This is a genomic window from Paenibacillus rigui (genome assembly GCF_002234615.1).
Lineage (GTDB): Bacteria > Bacillota > Bacilli > Paenibacillales > NBRC-103111 > Paenibacillus_S > Paenibacillus_S rigui.
Genome location: NZ_NMQW01000017.1, coordinates 307,801 through 325,032 on the forward strand (window position 1 = coordinate 307,801; position 17,232 = coordinate 325,032).

The following is a 17,232-nucleotide window of genomic DNA, read 5'->3' on the forward strand; positions in this document are numbered from 1 at the left end:
GTTTTCACTCTCCCAGTCAGATCTTTACGGAGTCATTTCCGTTTTTTTCTGGTTGGCAGCCGCTACGGCCGACGAATTATCATTGCTTTTATTCGCTACCTTGCTGATTTGCTTATCATCAGATGGCCCCATCCCCATCTTTATCGCCTCTTCACGCAATCGATCCGGAGCGGAGAGGGCATCCACTTTACGCTTCAACCCGCTATTTTCAGCCTGCAGCTTTTGAATTTTGGTTTCCATATCCAATATCTTGGTGTTAATTTCATAAATTTGCGCATAGCGCCAAATAATCAAGCTCGCTACCACAACGCACACGAGTACCGTGAATAAATAGAAAAGCTTCTCTTGTACAGGGAGCGTTTTATTGCGGTAAACAACCTTCTTCGTTTCTTTCACGCTGACTTTCTGACCCGTCTTTTGTTCTACTGCTAAATTTCCGTGAATATATGCAGGCATTGATCGTTCTCCTCCTTCACCACGCGTAAATTAGACTTACTACAGCTTCTCGGCAACCCTCAGCTTGGCGGAACGCGCCCGCGGATTAGCCTCAAGCTCTTCCGGACTCGCTTCAATCGGCTTCCGATTGACCAGCTTCACGATTCCTTTCTTCCCGCACACACACATAGGAAAATCAGGCGGACACGTACATTTTTCCAAATATTTAGCAAATGTTTGTTTACAAATACGATCCTCAAGCGAATGGAAGGTGATCACCGATACTCTTCCACCCGGAGCCAGGCAGCGGATGGACTGCTCCAACGCTTCCTCAAATGCGCCTAGCTCATCATTGACCGCGATGCGCAGTGCCTGAAAGCTTCGTCGTGCCGGATGGGGTCCGCTTCGCCTCGCGGCAGCCGGAATTCCCTCTTTGATCAATTCGACCAGCTCGCCTGTCTTTTCAATCGGGCCTTTCGCCCGGGCCGCTACGATTTGAGCAGCAATGCGGCGCGAAAACTTTTCTTCCCCATACTCGAATAAAATTTTCGCAATGTCCTGTTCCGACCAATGGTTCACAATTTCCCTCGCGGTCAAATCGGCTGTCTGATCCATCCGCATATCCAATTCCGCGTCATGGTGGTAGCTGAACCCGCGTTCCGCTTCATCTAATTGCGGAGAGGACACGCCAAGATCGAACAAGATCCCATCGACCTGGACTTTACCGTCCTTTACCGCACGAGGCAGCAGCCGCAGCTGCTGTTCTATTTCGCGAAAGTTACTGCGTACCAGCTTTACTCTATCCATATAGGGCGCCAAGCGGGTTTGCGCATGATTCAATGCGATGTCATCCTGGTCAAAAGCAACGAGTAACCCTTGTTCATTCAACCGGGAAGCGATCACCGAGCTATGCCCTGCTCCCCCCAGCGTACAATCCACATACACGCCATTGGGCTTCATATTCAAGCCATCTACGGCTTCCTCTTTTAGAACGGTAATATGATGAAACATGATGCACTTCCTCCTGTGTTTGTCATGCGGCTTTTCTACAAGTCAAAGTTAAAATCCACAAGCTTCTCGGCAATCTCGTTGAACGATTCTTCCGATTGTAAGGAATAGTTTTCCCACATTTGCTTGCTCCAAATCTCAACCCGATTGGAAACCCCGATGACGACGCAGTCCTTTTCCAATTTGGCATGCTCTATAAGATTGTTAGGCAAGTTCATTCGGCCTTGCTTGTCCAACTCGCATTCCGTTGCACCGGAGAAGAAAAACCGGGTAAACGCTCGGGCATCGGATTTCATTAACGGAAGAGCCTTCAGCTTCTGCTCCAGCACGCTCCACTCTTCCTTCGGGTACACAAACAAGCATTGGTCCAAGCCGCGGGTAACGATGAAGGTCGGTCCAAGGGATTCACGAAATTTAGCCGGCACGATCATACGACCTTTATCATCGATGCTGTGCTGGTATTCTCCCATGAACATATAGACCCTCACCCCTTTCCACCACTTTACCCCACTTTCCACCACTTGTATAGGTTATATTCTCCACTTAAACAAAAAATCCTGCATCTATGCAGGATTTGATGAAAATTTTTAATTTTGTGTTTCACGAGGCCCTTCAGATTTCGACCGGTTCAGCGTTGTTTCAACATTTTCTTCAGACAATTTCCTTCGGAGTTCGAGTAATTTCTTTCTCTTGGTTCGACTGAGCAGCCATAAAGGCACCAGTATGACTGCCGCTACTATAGCAACAGGGAGTACAGCTGCCAAAACAATGACAATCCATTGAAATATCATGGTCAGCACAGCGGCGCTGCCATTTAAAGCTGAAAAAGCTCTCTGAAACAAAGGCCCGTGGTCCTGTGACTGGATAACCGCGGCAGACCCCAGCTTCTGCGTTAACCTAAGCTCGATTGTAGAGTACGCGACATTTTGCTCCAGATACCGCATCCGCCCTTTGATTCGTTCAATCTCTTCCTGGGTTTTCCCTAGCTCATTCGAGAATGCAAGCAGCTCATCTGTTTTGGAGGCCTTTTCCATAAAAGCGATCAGCCGGCTCTCCACCACTTGTTTGGCCTTCAAGCGTGCGGCCAGGTCGACGAATTCCTCGGACACATCCTGTCCCTGCATGTTTTTATGGGTAGAGGGGTGTATGCTCTCAAGCTGCCCCAACAAGGAGCTGAAGCCCGAAGCAGGCACCTTAATCACGAAATTGCCATTCTTTTCATAGGTAGTTTCGTTCTCATTGAATTGTAAAATGTAGCCTCCGGCCTGCTTCACGGCGCTTTCGATTCGTGACTGAGCCTCCGCATATTGGTCCACCTGCATCGTAAGACTCGCTTTGTAAATAATTTTGCGGTCCATGGCGCTGTAAGCATCCGGCCCCGCGGCTGAGGCACCGCCATTAAAGCTATCCGCAGGCTTGTTGGCGTCACTCTTCGCCTCCCCCGCCGCAGTTGCAGCTGCAGTCGCCAGCTGCTCTTTGGCTGCATTGGAACCCTCGGCTGCAGCCTGCGGGGCATCGGACCTGCTCTTCGAATCCGCTATTGCTTTCGCTTGGGCACCAGCCGCCTCCTTACTGCTGCTGTCCGCCGCCCCGCAGCCAGAGATGACAGCTGCGAGCAGCGCGAGCATAACCCACATGGTCAGCTTCTTCCTTCGTTTCACAGCTGCTTTGCTTGCAAGTTTGGCTCGCGAAGCAATTCTTCCTGTCTCTTGCATACAATCCCCCCTTTTTATTACCCCAGCACAGCACTCCGACTTGGAGATGCTACTTTACTAACGTGGGTAAGGATGGGATTGTTGCATGTTATTTACAAATCCCCGAAACTAAAGGGAAACCACTGAAAAACTGGCGGAGTGGGCGGAATCGTTCTGTAGAAGCGTAAGCGTTCGCCTTTGTCCCCGGATTTTGAAGAACGATCCGTCCATGCAGCCGTAACTTTTTCAGTGGCCTCGACTTTTTAAAGTACGAAAAAAAAGCCTCTCCTGCGGCCATTTAAGACCAACAGAAGAGGCTTGCTATAGACGAAGAAACGATTAATGCTCTGTCCAGCTATCCAGGTAAGACTTCTGCTCTTCGCTTAAGGTATCGATAGCGATACCCAACGATTCCAGCTTGAAGCGGGCAACCTGTTCATCCAGCTCATAAGGAACATTAACTACCTTTTTACCGATTTGCTCGTAGTTGTCATTGACATATTTCAACGACATCGCCTGCAGCGCGAAGGTCATATCCATGATTTCCGCCGGATGACCATCCCCAGCTGCCAGGTTGACCAGACGTCCTTCCGCGATCAAATAAAACTTGCGTCCGTCGTGCAGCGTGTACTCCTCAATGTTGCGGCGTACTGTACGCTTGGATACCGAAAGTGCATCCAGCTCCGGTTTGTTCACTTCCACGTCGAAGTGTCCCGCATTGGATAAAATCGCGCCGTCTTTCATCACTTTGTAATGCTCGCCGCGAATAACATCACGGTTGCCTGTTACCGTCACAAAGAAATCGCCAACTTTGGCCGCTTCGGTCATCGACATCACGGCAAAGCCGTCCATGTAAGCCTCGACCCCTTTAATTGCATCCACTTCCGCTACAACAACGTTCGCACCCAAGCCTTTAGCCCGCATGGCCACACCTTTACCGCACCAGCCATAGCCTACAACGACAACGGTTTTTCCTGCAACGACCAGATTCGTCGTACGGTTGATGCCATCCCAAACGGATTGCCCCGTACCATAACGGTTATCGAACAAGTATTTGCAGAATGCATCGTTTACCGCGACCATCGGGAATTGAAGCTGTCCTTCTTTTTCCATTGCTTTCAGGCGCAAAATACCTGTCGTCGTTTCTTCTGCTCCGCCGCGAACGTTTTTCAGCAGGTCTTTGCGCTCGGAATGCAGAATGGATACCAGATCTCCGCCGTCATCAATAATGAGGTCCGGCTCGGTTTCCAACGTTTTGATCAGCAGCTCTTTATATTCTTCCGGCTCCGGGTTGTACTTCGCAAATACGGTGATGCCATCCTCGACAAGCGCTGCACAAACATCGTCCTGTGTGGACAACGGGTTACTGCCGCAAATCGTAACCTCGGCTCCGCCAGCTTGAACGACTTTGGCCAAATAGGCTGTCTTAGCTTCCAAATGAAGAGAGATGGCAACCTTCAAGCCTTTGAATGGCTGTTCCTTCTCGAATTGTTCACGAATCCGGTTCAACACCGGCATATGGGCGTTAACCCAATCGATTTTCAAATGCCCTTCCGGTGCGAGGGATAAATCTTTAATAATACTGCGTTCTTTTGTACTCATTCTTTTTCCTCCATTATATAGGTTTGGATGGAAGCCGATTCACCGACCTCATGATTTTTTGAAGCTCAGGTTACATATATACCACTTTATGCCGTCCATCCGCTGCAAGTTCAGCGAAGTCAGCATTCAATAACTCATAGAGCCAGTCACTGCCGTATTTATTCAAATACGAAACGATATTATATACTCTTTCCTGGGGCCTGTTGCCCGGAAGAATCGATAAACCGATCCGCTGGAACTGCCTTAATGACGCGTCGAATTGGGTTTTCACGGCATCCGCCGCTTTTTGCTCCAGGAATCCGATTTGCTCCAAAATTTTGCCCATATTTGTTTCGCCCAGCTTGCCCAGACCCGGGTTCACTCCGGCAATAAGCTCAACGAGCGGTTGATAGCTTGCCTTGAATTGCGAACGTACCTGCTCAAAACGCGCATCCAGCTGAAGCGTATCCTGCTCCTTCAACCATTCCTGCTGCTTTTGCTCGAGCCTGTAGATCACATCCTCAAGCGTCAGACCGTACTTGCTCATGTTTTTCTGTACAGTCCCCTCCATGAGAGTAAGCTCCAATCGCGGAATCACGATCGGCATTCGCATACAAACCTGGTGAAATGCCGGTTTTGTAAGTCCCCAGTAAGCCACTTCTCCAGGGCCAAGCACCGTCCCTAATACAGGAAATAAAAAATCCTGCATCAACGGGCGGGTTAACACGTTATTGCTGAACCGCTCAGGTGATGTCTCCGTCCACTCCAAAAGCTGCTCCTTCGTGTACCTGCGCTCCTGTTTGCGGTCTGTAAACACATCCGCATGCTCGGAGGTATACAGCAGTACACGTTCCCCGTTCTCATCAAAAAGGAACAGGTTCGCCTGGCTTTCCTGCAGCTCAACCTGCGGTGTATATCCAAGCTCTTTGACCTGCCGTGCACCTTGATGATAAGTCTGGTTTAGTTCCGCGTTTTGAAGAATCAGCGTACGGAACATCGGAGCTTCCAAGCGCCGCAAAGCCGCATCGTCCGAATCCAGCAGCACAAGCCCCTGCGAGCCGAACAGCTTTGCGAGCATTTGTGCGAACAAATCCGTCAACGTACGGGAAGAAGAAGTCATCCCGCGAATGGCTTCCATCCAGATCGGCTTAAACTCCGTAGGGATGAGCGAAGCGTCCAGCTGCTGCAGCGCCTCTTCCCACTGCTCTTGAGAGATGGTTAACCGGCTAACGGATGTCCTGGCGCCTGTCGGATGGTCCACCTTCAGCTTGTGCAGCTGCAGATCCGAAGTCAATGTCTGAATATGATTGACTTCGTCAAAATCATGATCCTCACCCGCAATCCAGAACACCGGGATCACGGGACGCCCCAGCTTCTCCGATGCTTCCCGCGCAGATCGGATCAAGGTGATTGCCTTATAAATGACAAGCGCCTGACCTGTAAACAATCCGGCCTGCTGTCCTCCGACAATGCAAAGCGTTCGTTTGTCCTTCAGCTGCTCAACGGCCTGAATCGCCTCCGGAGCGTTATGTATGGCTTGATTATAACGAGTAAGCACTTCGGCGAGCTGAAACCTGTCGGCCGCAGCGCCACGTTCTTGATCCAGCCAATTCGCCCTCTCCTGCAAGGACATACCGTCCCATGGATTATAGTCAAACAAGGAGCTAACCTTGTCATAATTGTGGACATAATCCTCTGTCAAAGGCTGGCTTGACTTCCAATGAATCGATTCTATCCTCAACTCGGCAGCCGCCTTTCTTTACAGTAATAAGTACCCTTCTTGATTGTACACATGTTCGCCCTCGCCGTCAAAACTGTATTTTCTCTGCTTACAGAAAGGACCGGCCCATCCTTGCACAAGATACGCTCCTGTGCAAGGGAGAGCCGGTCCTTATTTAATAAGAAGAAATAGATTTTAGTAGATATGAAAGAATAAGTTTCACAACTTTCGTCCACCTTGACAAACACGTGCCATCATACAAAGCTGGCGAAGCCGTTTATCCTTAATACAAATGACACGCAGTATAGTGATTAGGCTCCACTTCTTTAAACTCCGGCATCACTTCCGCGCATACCGACATGGCGTGCGGGCAGCGTGTACGGAAAGGACAGCCGCTCGGCGGGTTCAAAGGACTTGGAATTTCGCCTTGCAAAATGATCCGCTCCCTCGTCCGTTCAATTTCCGGGTCCGGGATCGGAATTGCCGACAACAGCGATTGAGTATAAGGATGCAGCGGTTTCGCATATAGAGCCTCCGAAGTCGTCACTTCAACCAGCTTTCCTAAATACATGACGCCAATGCGGTCGGAAATATGCTTGACCATAGCCAAGTCATGCGCAATGAACAAATAGGTCAGTCCGCGTTCCTTTTGCAGCTTCTTAAACAGATTGACGACCTGTGCCTGCACAGATACGTCCAGTGCCGAAATCGGCTCGTCCGCAATGATGAATTGAGGTTCAATTGCCAGAGCTCTAGCGATCCCGATCCTCTGACGCTGTCCTCCGGAAAACTCATGCGGGAACCGGTTGGCATGCTCATCGTTCAGCCCGACTGCACGCAGCAGCTCCATTACGCGCTCCTTCCGTTTGGCTCCGGTATACATTCCATGAATATCAACACCCTCGGCAATAATATTGCCTACTGTCATCCTCGGGTTCAAAGAAGCATACGGATCCTGGAACACCATTTGCATTTGGCGGCGGAAATCATGCAGCTTTTTCCCTTTAAGCTGATGCACATTCTCCCCATTAAAAAGAACTTCGCCGGAGGTAGCTTCATATAACCGGATAATCGTTCGTCCCGCAGTCGATTTACCGCAGCCGGATTCCCCTACCAAACCGAAGGTTTCCCCCCGGCGGATAGCAAAATTCAAATCATCAACCGCCTTCAGCGTTTTGCCGCCTCCGACCTGGAAATGCTTCTTCAAATTGCGTACTTCTAAAATTGGTTGCTCACTCATTGTGCAGCCCTCCCTACTTCAACAGGTCGCTCCACGGGAGGAGCGTCCGGATGCAACAGCCAGCAAGCGGCAGCATGTGTGTCCGTCAGCGGAGTTTGATCCGGATCGACCTCAAGACAAATGCCCATCGCATAAGGACAACGCGCAGCAAAGGCACAGCCCTTTGGCGGCGCGAACAAATCGGGGGGCGTACCCGGAATCGGCACCAGTTCAGCATCTGAACGTTGATCCAGCCTTGGTACCGAGCGCAGCAATCCCCAAGTATAAGGATGCTTCGGATCGTAGAACAGCTCATCCACTGTTCCCTGCTCTACAACTTTCCCCGCGTACATAACAATGACACGCTGTGCCATTTCAGCCACAACACCGAGGTCATGGGTAATAACAATAATGGAAGCTTCCGTTTTTTCGGACAGCTCCTTCATCAGTTCAATAATTTGAGCTTGGATCGTTACATCCAACGCCGTGGTCGGCTCGTCCGCTATAAGCAGCTTCGGACTGCAGGCCAAAGCGATCGCTATCATAACACGTTGGCGCATCCCTCCGGAAAACTCATGCGGATACTGATTCACGCGACCCTCCGGGTTCGAAAGACCGACCAGTTTCAGCATCTCGACAGCCCGCTCGTTAGCGGCACTTCGGCTAAGGCCTTGATGCTTGATCAACCCTTCGGTAATTTGCTTGCCGATGGTCATCGTTGGATTCAAAGAAGTCATCGGATCCTGGAAAATCATTCCCATTTCGGAGCCGCGGATTTTCTCCATCTCTTTCTTGGAGCTTTTCGTAATCTCTACCTTGCCGTCAAACAGCACCGAACCGCCCTTAATCACACTTGGCGGTGATGGAATCAAGCGCATAATCGTTTGCGCTGTAACCGATTTACCGCAACCGGATTCACCGACGATAGCCAGCACTTCCCCTTTTTCCAGATGAAAGGAAACGCCGCGTACCGCCTGAACTTCCCCGGCATACGTATTGAATGATACCTTGAGGTCTTTGACCTCTAATATATTTTTACTCATTCGAGGTTCCCTCCTAAAAGTTTTGCCAAAGGCAAAACTGACTTCGTAAGCATAAGCTTCGCGCTTATTTGCGCATTTTCGGATCCAGCGCATCGCGCAAGCCGTCACCCAGCACGTTAAAGCTGAGCAAAATCAAACTGAAAACGGCCGTCGGGAAAATAACCCGGTGCGGATATAAACGAATTGCTGCCACACCGTCGGATAACAGGGAGCCCAGGGAAGCCAGAGGAACCCGAATGCCAAGTCCGATAAAGCTCAAGAAGGCTTCAACGAAAATAGCCGACGGTACGACGAACGTAATTTGTACAATAATGAGTCCCAAAGCATTCGGTACCAGATGCTTCAAAATAATACGGGCGGAGCCTGCACCCAGCGTACGCGCAGCGAGAACATATTCCTGTTCCTTCAAGGTGAGCATCTGCCCCCGAACCAAGCGCGCCATCGGCACCCAGCCGGTAATCGAATACGCAATAATGATTGTCCAGATTCCGGGACCGATGGTCATGATCATCAGGATGGTAATAAGCAAAAAAGGAATCGCATAAACAATTTCAATAATCCGCTGCATCACATCATCCACACGACCGCCATAATAAGCGGAAATGCCTCCGTAGAGCACCCCTACAACCAGATCGATCAATGCCGCCGTGATTCCGATAAACAACGAAATCCGCGTTCCCCACCACACCCGAACCCACAGGTCGCGTCCGAAATCATCCGTTCCGAACCAATGCTCGCCGTTCGGCTTCAGGTTCTTTATACTATAATTTTGCGTAGCATAGTCGTTCGATGAAAAAATAGGGCCAAAAACGGCAAAAATGATCAATAAGCTTAATGTAATCAGGCCGAACATGGCCAGTTTATTTTTTTTCAACCGTCTCCAAGCATCCTGCCAGTACGTTAAGGAAGGCCGAACAATGGCTTCTTTTACTGTGCCGGTTTTGTCAACGGGCTGAAACTGCTGTTTGGTGATTTCCATTACGCCTTACCTCCCTTAGCAATCCGGATGCGCGGATCGATTAAACCATAAATAATATCCGTAAAGAACAATACGACAACCAGAATAAACGAATAAAAAATCGTCAGTCCCGTAATCATTGTATAATCATTGGAATAAATGGACTGAACAAAATGCTTGCCAAGCCCTGGAACAACGAAAATTTGCTCGACAACGAGCGTCCCTGTAATCAAGTTCACAAAGGTAGGCCCAAGAATCGTGACGACTGGAAGAATCGCGTTACGGATCGTGTGTCGAACGACAATGGCACGCTCGGATAGCCCCTTGGCACGAGCTGTTTTTACATAATCCTGATTGAGCACATCCAGCATTGAGGTCCGCATCAGCCTAGCCAAGATGGCAATGGTTCCGAACGACAAGGCAATGGAAGGCAAAATTCGCGTTGACGGTCCGTTCCACATCCCCGGCGGCAGCCAGCCCAGCTTAACCCCTACATAGTAGGAGAGCAGCGGCCCCAGAACAAAGGAAGGCACGGCAATCCCAACCACGGCTGTAAACATAGCCGCTACGTCAACCCCTTTGTTATGATTCAAAGAAGCAATGATACCTAACAGCAGGCCGACAACGATGGCGATAAGCAACGCCCACAGCCCCAGCTCCAAGGAAGCGGGAAAGCTTTGTTTAATGATATCCGTCACTTTGTGCGTAGGAAATTGGTAGGATACACCCAAATCTCCATGGATGACATCGTTTAAGTATTTCAAGTATTGCTGGCCAATCGGCTTGTCCAAGCCATATTGCTGAAACAAAATTTGCTTTTGCTCCGGTGTCAGCTTGAGTGAATCTTCACCAAACGGATCGCCGGGCAAATTTTTCATAAGAACAAAAGTAAACGTGACTATGAGCCATAGTGTGATGAGCATATAAATAAGACGTCGAAGCACATAGCGCAGCATGGGGCACCTCCTGGCAATATAGAAAAATTTAATGCTATGAATCAAACCTATGAAATTGTTTGCATCATTGAAGCTGGAATAAAAGGACCGTTACTTATGAAAAGCAAAACGGTTTCGCAAGCATAGACCTCAAGTCCAACAAGACTATGTTTGCGAAGCCGTTCCGCTATAAATCCACGATAATAGAGGGATAAAAAAATTCGGAGCCGTCCAGCACGTCCCCCCGGAACGACTCCTATATCCATGAATCATTACTACCTCAAGCAGTTACTTAATGGAGGTCCATTTCAATTCCCACTCTTTAGACATCGCCGGCAAAATCAAGCCGTCTACGTTTGTTTTCTTCGCATACGGTCTCGTACGGAAATACAGCGGGCTTAACGGCGTATCCGCCATCAGAACTTTTTCCGCATCCACCAGCATTTTGGAACGCTTCGCCAGATCCGTTTCTTTATCTGCCGCTTTCACAAGATCATCGTACGCCTTGTTGGAATACTCCATATAGTTAAACGATTTGTTGTCGCTCAGCCACATATCCAGGAACGTCATCGGATCGTTATAATCCGCACCCCAAAGTGCGATCAGCGCCTGGAAGTCATTTTTTTGCATTTTTTCTACACGCAGAGCGAATGGCAAAGGCTCACCCTCAACACTCACGCCAAGGTTTTGCTTCCATTGAGCTTGGATGAACTCAATCGTTTTCTTCGAAATGTCCGTGTCATCGGAAGTCAGCTTGAACGTCGGCAAGGAGGTCATGTTCAGCTCTTTCAAGCCTTCGTCCAGCAATTGCTTCGCTTTGGCAGCATCAAATTTCGGCTGCGCATCGCCTGCAACTTTGCGGAATTCCTGTTTGTTGCCATCAGATACAGTTCCCGGAATCAAGCCTGTGGATGGAATGGAGGAACCGCCCAGCACAACCTCATTCAAAGCGGTACGGTCAATAGCCATACCTAAAGCTTGACGCACCTTCGCATTCGCGAATGCCGGGAATTTCTTTGTTTCGTACATCACATAAGAGGTTACGAACTCTTTTTTGAGCGTTAAATCAGGCTTGTCCTTGTACATCGCATACTGATCGCCCTTCAGCTCCGTCAAATCCACCTGATTCGTTTCATACATATTCAGAGACGTACTTGCTTCTTTCACGACGTTGACCGTCACTTTGTTCAGCTTTACGTTAGCCGCGTCCCAGTATTTATCATTTTTAACCATAACCAGCTGCTGCTGATGATTCCATGATTCCAGTTTAAAAGGTCCTGCACCGATGACTTTGTCTGCATCCGCACCGAATTTATCTCCTTGTGCTTTAACAAAATCAGGCTTTTGCGGGAAGAAGATCGGCATCGACAGCTGATCTGTAAAGAAAGCGATCGGACGCTCCAAGGTGATCTCCAATGTTTTGTCATCGATAGCCTTTACGCCTACAGCTGCTTTTTTCGCTTCAATTTCCTCGGGCTTCGCTGCCGTCAAAGCCGCACCACCCTTGATCCATGCAAGCATCGTTGCATATTTCGCTTTCGTGGTTGGATCCAATGTACGCTTATAAGCAAATTCAAAATCACTTGCCTTCAAAGGCGATCCGTCTGCCCAAGTCAATCCATCACGGAGAGTGATAGTATAGACAAGACCGTCAGCTGAAATTTTCGGCATATCCTTTGCAAGTGCAGGCTGAGGCTTGCCATCTTTATCCAATCGGTATAACCCTTCGTTAATCGCATTCATGATAGTGAACGCAGGGTTGGTAGTAGCAATGGAGCTATCCAATGCCGGCGGTTCAGCTGTAAGATTGATTCTTAATTCTTGTGCTGGTGCTTTATTATCCCCACCCCCGGCCTGCTGCGGATTGTTATTCGCACAGCCTGCTGCAACACCGCCAAGCATTGCCGTAACTGTGGCCAAAACGAGAAGTTTATTCAACTTCATTTCGACACCCTCCTCTGAATATTATGTAATTATATGGCAACATTACTTCATGTCATGAAACATGACGTAAATATTACACTCGTTGAATATTAAATGATTTTTCGCATTTTGTAAATAGCTTGAAAACGTTACCAAATAAAAATTATATAACCAACGGTCAATTTCATCTAGCTGTATTTTCTTCCACTCGAACACGTCAAGCAGGCATGCTGAAACCAACTGCCCCTGTGTGAGAATTAAATTTCAATTCCCAGCTTATTATTTCCTGAGCAGCCGTGATTATGCAGTATGATATAAGCGTTCGACATTACACTGTCGTGTCGTAATAGAGTGGCGTTTCCATCAACTGCTTCACCTGAGTCAAATCGACACCCTTCCCAAGTGACCACATTAATTTGGGTACGATAGCCTCCGTATTCATATCCCCGGAAAGAATGATGCGATCTTGATTCACTTTGCGTCCGACCTCATACAAATTCAAATCCTCGCCTTCCTCCAGACATTGTGTCGTTATGACGACCGCTACACCGGAAGCGACCAAATCATTAATTTTCGGCAAAAGATCCCTGCCCTGAAACGGAATGCCGCCAATACCAAAGCTTTCAATAATCACACCTTTGTACAGCAGCTTGAGATAATCGAACAGCTCCGGCTTTGTACCCGGAATCAGCTTCAAGACGAACACATCCGGAGACAAAGAAGTATCAAGCTTTATTTTCTTTTGACCCTTCGCGTGCTTTGGCACCATGGCGCTAACATATTTAACCTCGGCATCATGAATATGAGCGACATAAGGATGGTTTATGCTTTCGAAAGCGTCGTAGCTCTTCGTCCGAATTTTCACCGCTCGCGTGCCGCGAATGACTCTCCCGTCAAAAACAACATAAATGCCGCCGATCTCTTCACATGCAAACCGGATCGCATCCATTACATTTTTCTTTGCATCGGTTTTTTTGAAATTGATCGGGATCTGAGAGCCGGTTAGCACAATTGGCTTGTTTACATTTTGAAGCATATAAGACAACGCCGCAGAGGTGTATGCCATTGTATCCGTGCCATGTGTAATGACAAATCCGTCGTAATGCTCGTACTCTGCATAGATCGCTTCCGCGATTTTAATCCAGGATTCAGGCTGCATGTTCGTGCTGTCGATATTCATAAGCAGCTTGCTTTCAATCTCATAATCCGGATTGTTATCCTTCATAAAGCTTAGTAAATCATGGGCATCCATACGGGGAGACAGCCCTTCCTCGCCTTGTACTGAAGCGATAGATCCTCCCGTGGCCAATAAAAGTAACTTTTTCAACAGATGTTGCACCTCATATCCAAAAGAAAGTACGCTTATAGCGACCCTTACCTTATTATAGCGACCGAAAAAACATAAATCAAGCATAAATGACGCGTTTCGCGTACATTGCATCTTGAGAATCCGTTTACGTTTGTTATAATAGGTTTGGGAGTTAGGGGGTAACAATAGAGCTATGGTTCTAAATAGATTAACCGAATTACGAAAAAGTAAACGCTGGTCTTTGCAATACATAGCCGACCGTCTCGGGATTGCCAAGAGCACGTATGCCGGATATGAATCCGGTTACAGAGAGCCCTCCCTGGAAGCGGTCAAAATGCTTGCGGACCTGTTCGATACCTCCGTTGATTTCTTGTTGGGACGAGTAGATGCGCCGGATTTTTCGATGGAACGATGGAGTACAAGCAAGACGGAGAATGAGCTTAAGGAGCTGGATAAGATTCCGTTAGCTGTCGACGGAAAGGCATTAAGCGCACGGGAAGTCAAGCAGCTCATTGCCTTTGTCAGAGCCGTCCGGGAGATTGAGGGGCAATAAAAAAGCGAAACAGCCAGCACAATGATGCTGACTGCTTCGCCTGGCTGAATAGATCAACAAGGAAGATCTGTGTAGAAAACAAATGATGCCGCGTTATCTAGCCTTGCGCTAAATTGTCATTCAACAATACGGATCTTCTGTCCGTATTCATTACTTTTTGCACCGCATAAGCCAACTCTCTGTATACATCCGTCTCCACCTGCGCCCTTAGCTGGGTTTTGGCAAACACTTCCCCTTGCATCGTTGACACATACTTGGCAGGCAGCTGATTTAATACGATTGCCATAATGTCGCTCTCCGTTTTTTCGTCCACCCCCGCCAGCTCCGGCTGGTGCTGCATCCAATCCTTCAAACAGCTCTTGACGATATCTTCCATTAAATTATGTACACTCATGAAGACGACAACCTTTCAACTCATCATAATATATTTTCCGAAGCCAATACAGAGCAGCAATACATAGCAAGCCGACAACACAACGAATCCCAGCCTCAGCAGAGCCCTCACAATTTTAACAGGGTCCACCTTTCCCTTGACTCGATTTTGCAGGTTGCCTATAAGCCCGCCGGCAATTAAAAATAAAAGGAATACAATCCAAAAACCCATTTCACTGTCCAGCAGCCTTTTCGTCAATACAGAAACGGAACCGATCAGAAATAAAGTCGTTACACCAATCGCAACAGACGTCGCCTTCTTCTTATCTTTCGTCATCCCGTAGACGATACCCCACGCTGCAAAAAAGGACACGAACGGCACAAGCGCCAAAAAAGTATATACCGTCTGCAGCCATGTCAGCCATCCGCTCACAGCAGACCACCCGCTTTACGAATTTTGTGTTTCCCACTGCTGCTCGATCGATCGGACCAGTGCGTAAACCGCCTCATGCGTAGGCAGTTTGTACCCTGTCTCGCGTGCTTTCACAAGCAAGCCCCCGGTTATCGAATCGAGCTCCGTACGTCGTCGGGACTGAACATCCTGCAGCATGGAGGACCTATTATTGGCAGTCAGCCGGCATACCTCCAACACTTGCTCCCACAAGTCAGGTGCAATCGGGATCCCCAGCTTGTCCGCAAGACCACACGCTTCTTCATACAAGCTGCGCATAAGAGGCGAGAGGGCGGGCAGCTCTATGAGCGCACCGTTGGTCACTTGCAAAACTGCCGTCAAAGGGTTGATCACCGCATTGATCAGCAATTTGTTCCATACTTTACTAGTGATTTGGTTCGACAAAGAAACGGCAAATCCTGCATTCTGCAGCTGGCTTTGCAGTTTTTTTTGAAAAAAGTTGTCCTCTGCCGTCGGACTGTCCGGTGCCAAAGCACCAATCCAGGTCAACCCTCTGCCGGTATGCTCCACATGCCTCAAGGAATGCCGCAGCGCGCCTTCTGTCGTCACAGCAAGCAGCATGCGTGAAGCCGGGATAAAGCGGCTAAGCGCCTCCGTATGCCCGATCCCGTTCTGAAAGCAGACGAGCCTCCCATCTGCGCGGATACGGCCTCCCACAAATGCTGCGAACGCATCCGTTATTGCAGTCTGCTTAACCATAAGCAGTACGCATTCCGCGTCCGCTTCACACCCATTGTCTTGCTGCAGCTCATCATATGCATAGACAGCACTTGGGTACAGCGTTACCTGTTCCTCGTCACCCGCCACGGCGCTGCATTCCATTCCTCCAGATAGCAGCAGCCCCTTGCTGCGGATCGCATCCGCCTGCTCCAGCGTGCGAGTAACCAGCCGAACCTCATGGCCTGCTCCGGTCAATGAAGCGGCTATCATCATGCCGAGAGCTCCAGCTCCTATAATTTCTACTCTCATCCTCTTCTCTCCCCACGATCTGCCCATTCGCGTCCATTTAAGCCAAGTATCTCCATCATATCAGACACAGAAAAAAAAACAAAAGCCCTGCAAGCATTAGCCTGCAGGGCCCCTCTCAATCTATTCTTTCTAAATTCCCATTCGCATCCATCTTGAATCTCGGCTTATTCTCGTCTTCCTCTTCCACCAAAAAGGCCAGCTTTCGCGCCCGGTCCATAATTTGAATCAGCGCTTTATAATCATCATTGACAACCCTGTAATCGGTTTCCACTTCATTAACCTGTTTATTTAAAATATCATTCTCGCTGCGCAGCCGGTCCAGCTCATCCTGCTTCTCTCCGATTTCCTTCTCCAAATGCCGGATATGACGTGACATTTCCTGATAAGTCCCTTTCCACTGCCGCAGAAAACGGATGACTGCATCAATAGAGATAGACTCCTCCGCAAAAGAATCATTCGAGCGTCCCGAATCGCTGCCCGGCTCCAATACAGCCGTACTGTGAGACACAGCCGCATATGCGGAATGCTTCTTTTGCTGGTTTCTTTTTTGCCGCTGAGCCTTCGCTATTTGGATCGCCGCTTCGTATTTTTTCCTTACAAAACTATTCCAGCGAAAGCCGCAAGCAGCTGCTGTTCTACCTATTTTTTCTCCTACTTCTTCAAATGCGGATAGCTGTGTGCTTCCTTCACGAATGTGTCGCAAGGTAACCTCCGCTAAAATCAAATCGTCTTCATCGCTCCAAGCATCTTGTCTGATGGCTGTCATACAGAAGCAGTCCTCCTAACCCCTGGGTAATCAATCATCCATTCATCTATTGAAAGTAAGACATGGAATGTTGCTTTACTTCATCTCTATGCCCATAATAGAGTTCATAGAATCTTTTTCTACTATTTTGTATTGCCATTTTTTCATGGACTCATACATGTTAGGTCCGACATCGGGGAAAGCTACCCCTATCAGGGTCATAATCAAGACGGAAAAGGAAAATATTTTTCCATTCACCGCCAAATTGTTGTAATATCGTCACAAGTTTGGGCGTT

At 48.5% G+C, this 17,232-nt stretch carries 17 protein-coding genes; 1 reads left to right on the top strand and 16 read right to left on the bottom strand.

Annotated elements, in window-relative coordinates; translation table 11 throughout:
- Positions 1-24: 24 nt before the first annotated feature.
- The 12 genes from ftsL to CF651_RS12675 all read right to left on the bottom strand — a co-directional run bounded on the left by ftsL (position 25) and on the right by CF651_RS12675 (position 13,843).
- The gene (gene ftsL, locus CF651_RS12620) at positions 25-456 is read right to left on the bottom strand and encodes a cell division protein FtsL (RefSeq protein WP_094015204.1); all 432 of its coding nucleotides are present in this window, start codon (positions 454-456) and stop codon (positions 25-27) included.
- 39 nt (positions 457-495) lie between these two features.
- Complete coding sequence (gene rsmH, locus CF651_RS12625; protein WP_094015205.1) at positions 496-1,446, bottom strand: 16S rRNA (cytosine(1402)-N(4))-methyltransferase RsmH; 951 nt, start codon at positions 1,444-1,446, stop codon at positions 496-498.
- Between the two features lie 35 nt (positions 1,447-1,481).
- Complete coding sequence (gene mraZ, locus CF651_RS12630; protein WP_094015206.1) at positions 1,482-1,919, bottom strand: division/cell wall cluster transcriptional repressor MraZ; 438 nt, start codon at positions 1,917-1,919, stop codon at positions 1,482-1,484.
- Between the two features lie 111 nt (positions 1,920-2,030).
- Complete coding sequence (locus tag CF651_RS12635) at positions 2,031-3,158, bottom strand: DUF4349 domain-containing protein (protein WP_094015207.1); 1,128 nt, start codon at positions 3,156-3,158, stop codon at positions 2,031-2,033.
- A 318-nt stretch (positions 3,159-3,476) separates the two neighbouring features.
- Positions 3,477-4,739 (bottom strand): adenosylhomocysteinase, encoded by a 1,263-nt coding sequence (locus CF651_RS12640; protein WP_094015208.1) that lies wholly within the window; start codon positions 4,737-4,739, stop codon positions 3,477-3,479.
- A 70-nt stretch (positions 4,740-4,809) separates the two neighbouring features.
- Positions 4,810-6,459 carry a bacillithiol biosynthesis cysteine-adding enzyme BshC gene (bshC, locus tag CF651_RS12645; protein WP_094015209.1) on the bottom strand — a complete coding sequence of 550 codons (1,650 nt, stop codon included), beginning with the start codon at positions 6,457-6,459 and terminating at the stop codon, positions 4,810-4,812.
- Positions 6,460-6,721: 262 nt separating this feature from the next.
- Positions 6,722-7,678, bottom strand: coding sequence for an ABC transporter ATP-binding protein (locus CF651_RS12650; protein ID WP_094015210.1), 957 nt, complete (start codon positions 7,676-7,678; stop codon positions 6,722-6,724).
- A complete protein-coding gene (locus CF651_RS12655) occupies positions 7,675-8,700 on the bottom strand; it encodes an ABC transporter ATP-binding protein (RefSeq protein ID WP_094015211.1) in 1,026 nt (341 codons plus the stop codon). Before CF651_RS12655 ends, CF651_RS12650 begins: the two co-directional genes overlap by 4 nt.
- A 64-nt stretch (positions 8,701-8,764) precedes the next feature.
- Positions 8,765-9,679, bottom strand: coding sequence for an ABC transporter permease (locus CF651_RS12660; RefSeq protein WP_094015212.1), 915 nt, complete (start codon positions 9,677-9,679; stop codon positions 8,765-8,767).
- The gene (locus CF651_RS12665) at positions 9,679-10,614 is read right to left on the bottom strand and encodes an ABC transporter permease (RefSeq protein WP_094015213.1); all 936 of its coding nucleotides are present in this window, start codon (positions 10,612-10,614) and stop codon (positions 9,679-9,681) included. Before CF651_RS12665 ends, CF651_RS12660 begins: the two co-directional genes overlap by 1 nt.
- 267 nt (positions 10,615-10,881) lie before the next feature.
- Complete coding sequence (locus CF651_RS12670; protein WP_094015214.1) at positions 10,882-12,537, bottom strand: peptide ABC transporter substrate-binding protein; 1,656 nt, start codon at positions 12,535-12,537, stop codon at positions 10,882-10,884.
- Between the two features lie 307 nt (positions 12,538-12,844).
- Positions 12,845-13,843 (bottom strand): asparaginase, encoded by a 999-nt coding sequence (locus CF651_RS12675; protein WP_094015215.1) that lies wholly within the window; start codon positions 13,841-13,843, stop codon positions 12,845-12,847.
- Between the two features lie 175 nt (positions 13,844-14,018).
- Between CF651_RS12675 and CF651_RS12680 the strand changes: the two genes are divergently transcribed.
- Entirely contained in the window at positions 14,019-14,378 is a 360-nt protein-coding gene (locus tag CF651_RS12680) for a helix-turn-helix domain-containing protein (RefSeq protein WP_094015216.1), read from the top strand.
- A 97-nt stretch (positions 14,379-14,475) separates the two neighbouring features.
- Here CF651_RS12680 and CF651_RS12685 read toward each other — a convergent pair whose 3' ends face one another.
- The 4 genes from CF651_RS12685 to CF651_RS12700 form a co-directional block, all read right to left on the bottom strand.
- Positions 14,476-14,772 (bottom strand): late competence development ComFB family protein, encoded by a 297-nt coding sequence (locus CF651_RS12685; RefSeq protein WP_094015217.1) that lies wholly within the window; start codon positions 14,770-14,772, stop codon positions 14,476-14,478.
- 15 nt (positions 14,773-14,787) lie between these two features.
- A complete protein-coding gene (locus CF651_RS12690; RefSeq protein ID WP_094015218.1) occupies positions 14,788-15,183 on the bottom strand; it encodes a DUF3397 domain-containing protein in 396 nt (131 codons plus the stop codon).
- Between the two features lie 15 nt (positions 15,184-15,198).
- On the bottom strand, positions 15,199-16,191 hold the full coding sequence (locus tag CF651_RS12695; RefSeq protein WP_179232787.1) for a ketopantoate reductase family protein: 993 nt from the start codon (positions 16,189-16,191) through the stop codon (positions 15,199-15,201).
- A gap of 115 nt (positions 16,192-16,306) precedes the next feature.
- Positions 16,307-16,957 carry an RsfA family transcriptional regulator gene (locus tag CF651_RS12700; protein ID WP_094015220.1) on the bottom strand — a complete coding sequence of 217 codons (651 nt, stop codon included), beginning with the start codon at positions 16,955-16,957 and terminating at the stop codon, positions 16,307-16,309.
- Between the last annotated feature and the right edge of the window lie 275 nt (positions 16,958-17,232).

Coding starts and splice junctions, on each gene's coding strand:
- ftsL (WP_094015204.1), bottom strand. CDS start 456: ATGCCTGCATATATTCACGGAAATTTAGCAGTAGAACAAAAGACGGGT.
- rsmH (WP_094015205.1), bottom strand. CDS start 1,446: ATGTTTCATCATATTACCGTTCTAAAAGAGGAAGCCGTAGATGGCTTG.
- mraZ (WP_094015206.1), bottom strand. CDS start 1,919: ATGTTCATGGGAGAATACCAGCACAGCATCGATGATAAAGGTCGTATG.
- CF651_RS12635 (WP_094015207.1), bottom strand. CDS start 3,158: ATGCAAGAGACAGGAAGAATTGCTTCGCGAGCCAAACTTGCAAGCAAA.
- CF651_RS12640 (WP_094015208.1), bottom strand. CDS start 4,739: ATGAGTACAAAAGAACGCAGTATTATTAAAGATTTATCCCTCGCACCG.
- CF651_RS12650 (WP_094015210.1), bottom strand. CDS start 7,678: ATGAGTGAGCAACCAATTTTAGAAGTACGCAATTTGAAGAAGCATTTC.
- CF651_RS12655 (WP_094015211.1), bottom strand. CDS start 8,700: ATGAGTAAAAATATATTAGAGGTCAAAGACCTCAAGGTATCATTCAAT.
- CF651_RS12660 (WP_094015212.1), bottom strand. CDS start 9,679: ATGGAAATCACCAAACAGCAGTTTCAGCCCGTTGACAAAACCGGCACA.
- CF651_RS12665 (WP_094015213.1), bottom strand. CDS start 10,614: ATGCTGCGCTATGTGCTTCGACGTCTTATTTATATGCTCATCACACTA.
- CF651_RS12670 (WP_094015214.1), bottom strand. CDS start 12,537: ATGAAGTTGAATAAACTTCTCGTTTTGGCCACAGTTACGGCAATGCTT.
- CF651_RS12680 (WP_094015216.1), top strand. CDS start 14,019: ATGGTTCTAAATAGATTAACCGAATTACGAAAAAGTAAACGCTGGTCT.
- CF651_RS12685 (WP_094015217.1), bottom strand. CDS start 14,772: ATGAGTGTACATAATTTAATGGAAGATATCGTCAAGAGCTGTTTGAAG.
- CF651_RS12695 (WP_179232787.1), bottom strand. CDS start 16,191: ATGAGAGTAGAAATTATAGGAGCTGGAGCTCTCGGCATGATGATAGCC.
- CF651_RS12700 (WP_094015220.1), bottom strand. CDS start 16,957: ATGACAGCCATCAGACAAGATGCTTGGAGCGATGAAGACGATTTGATT.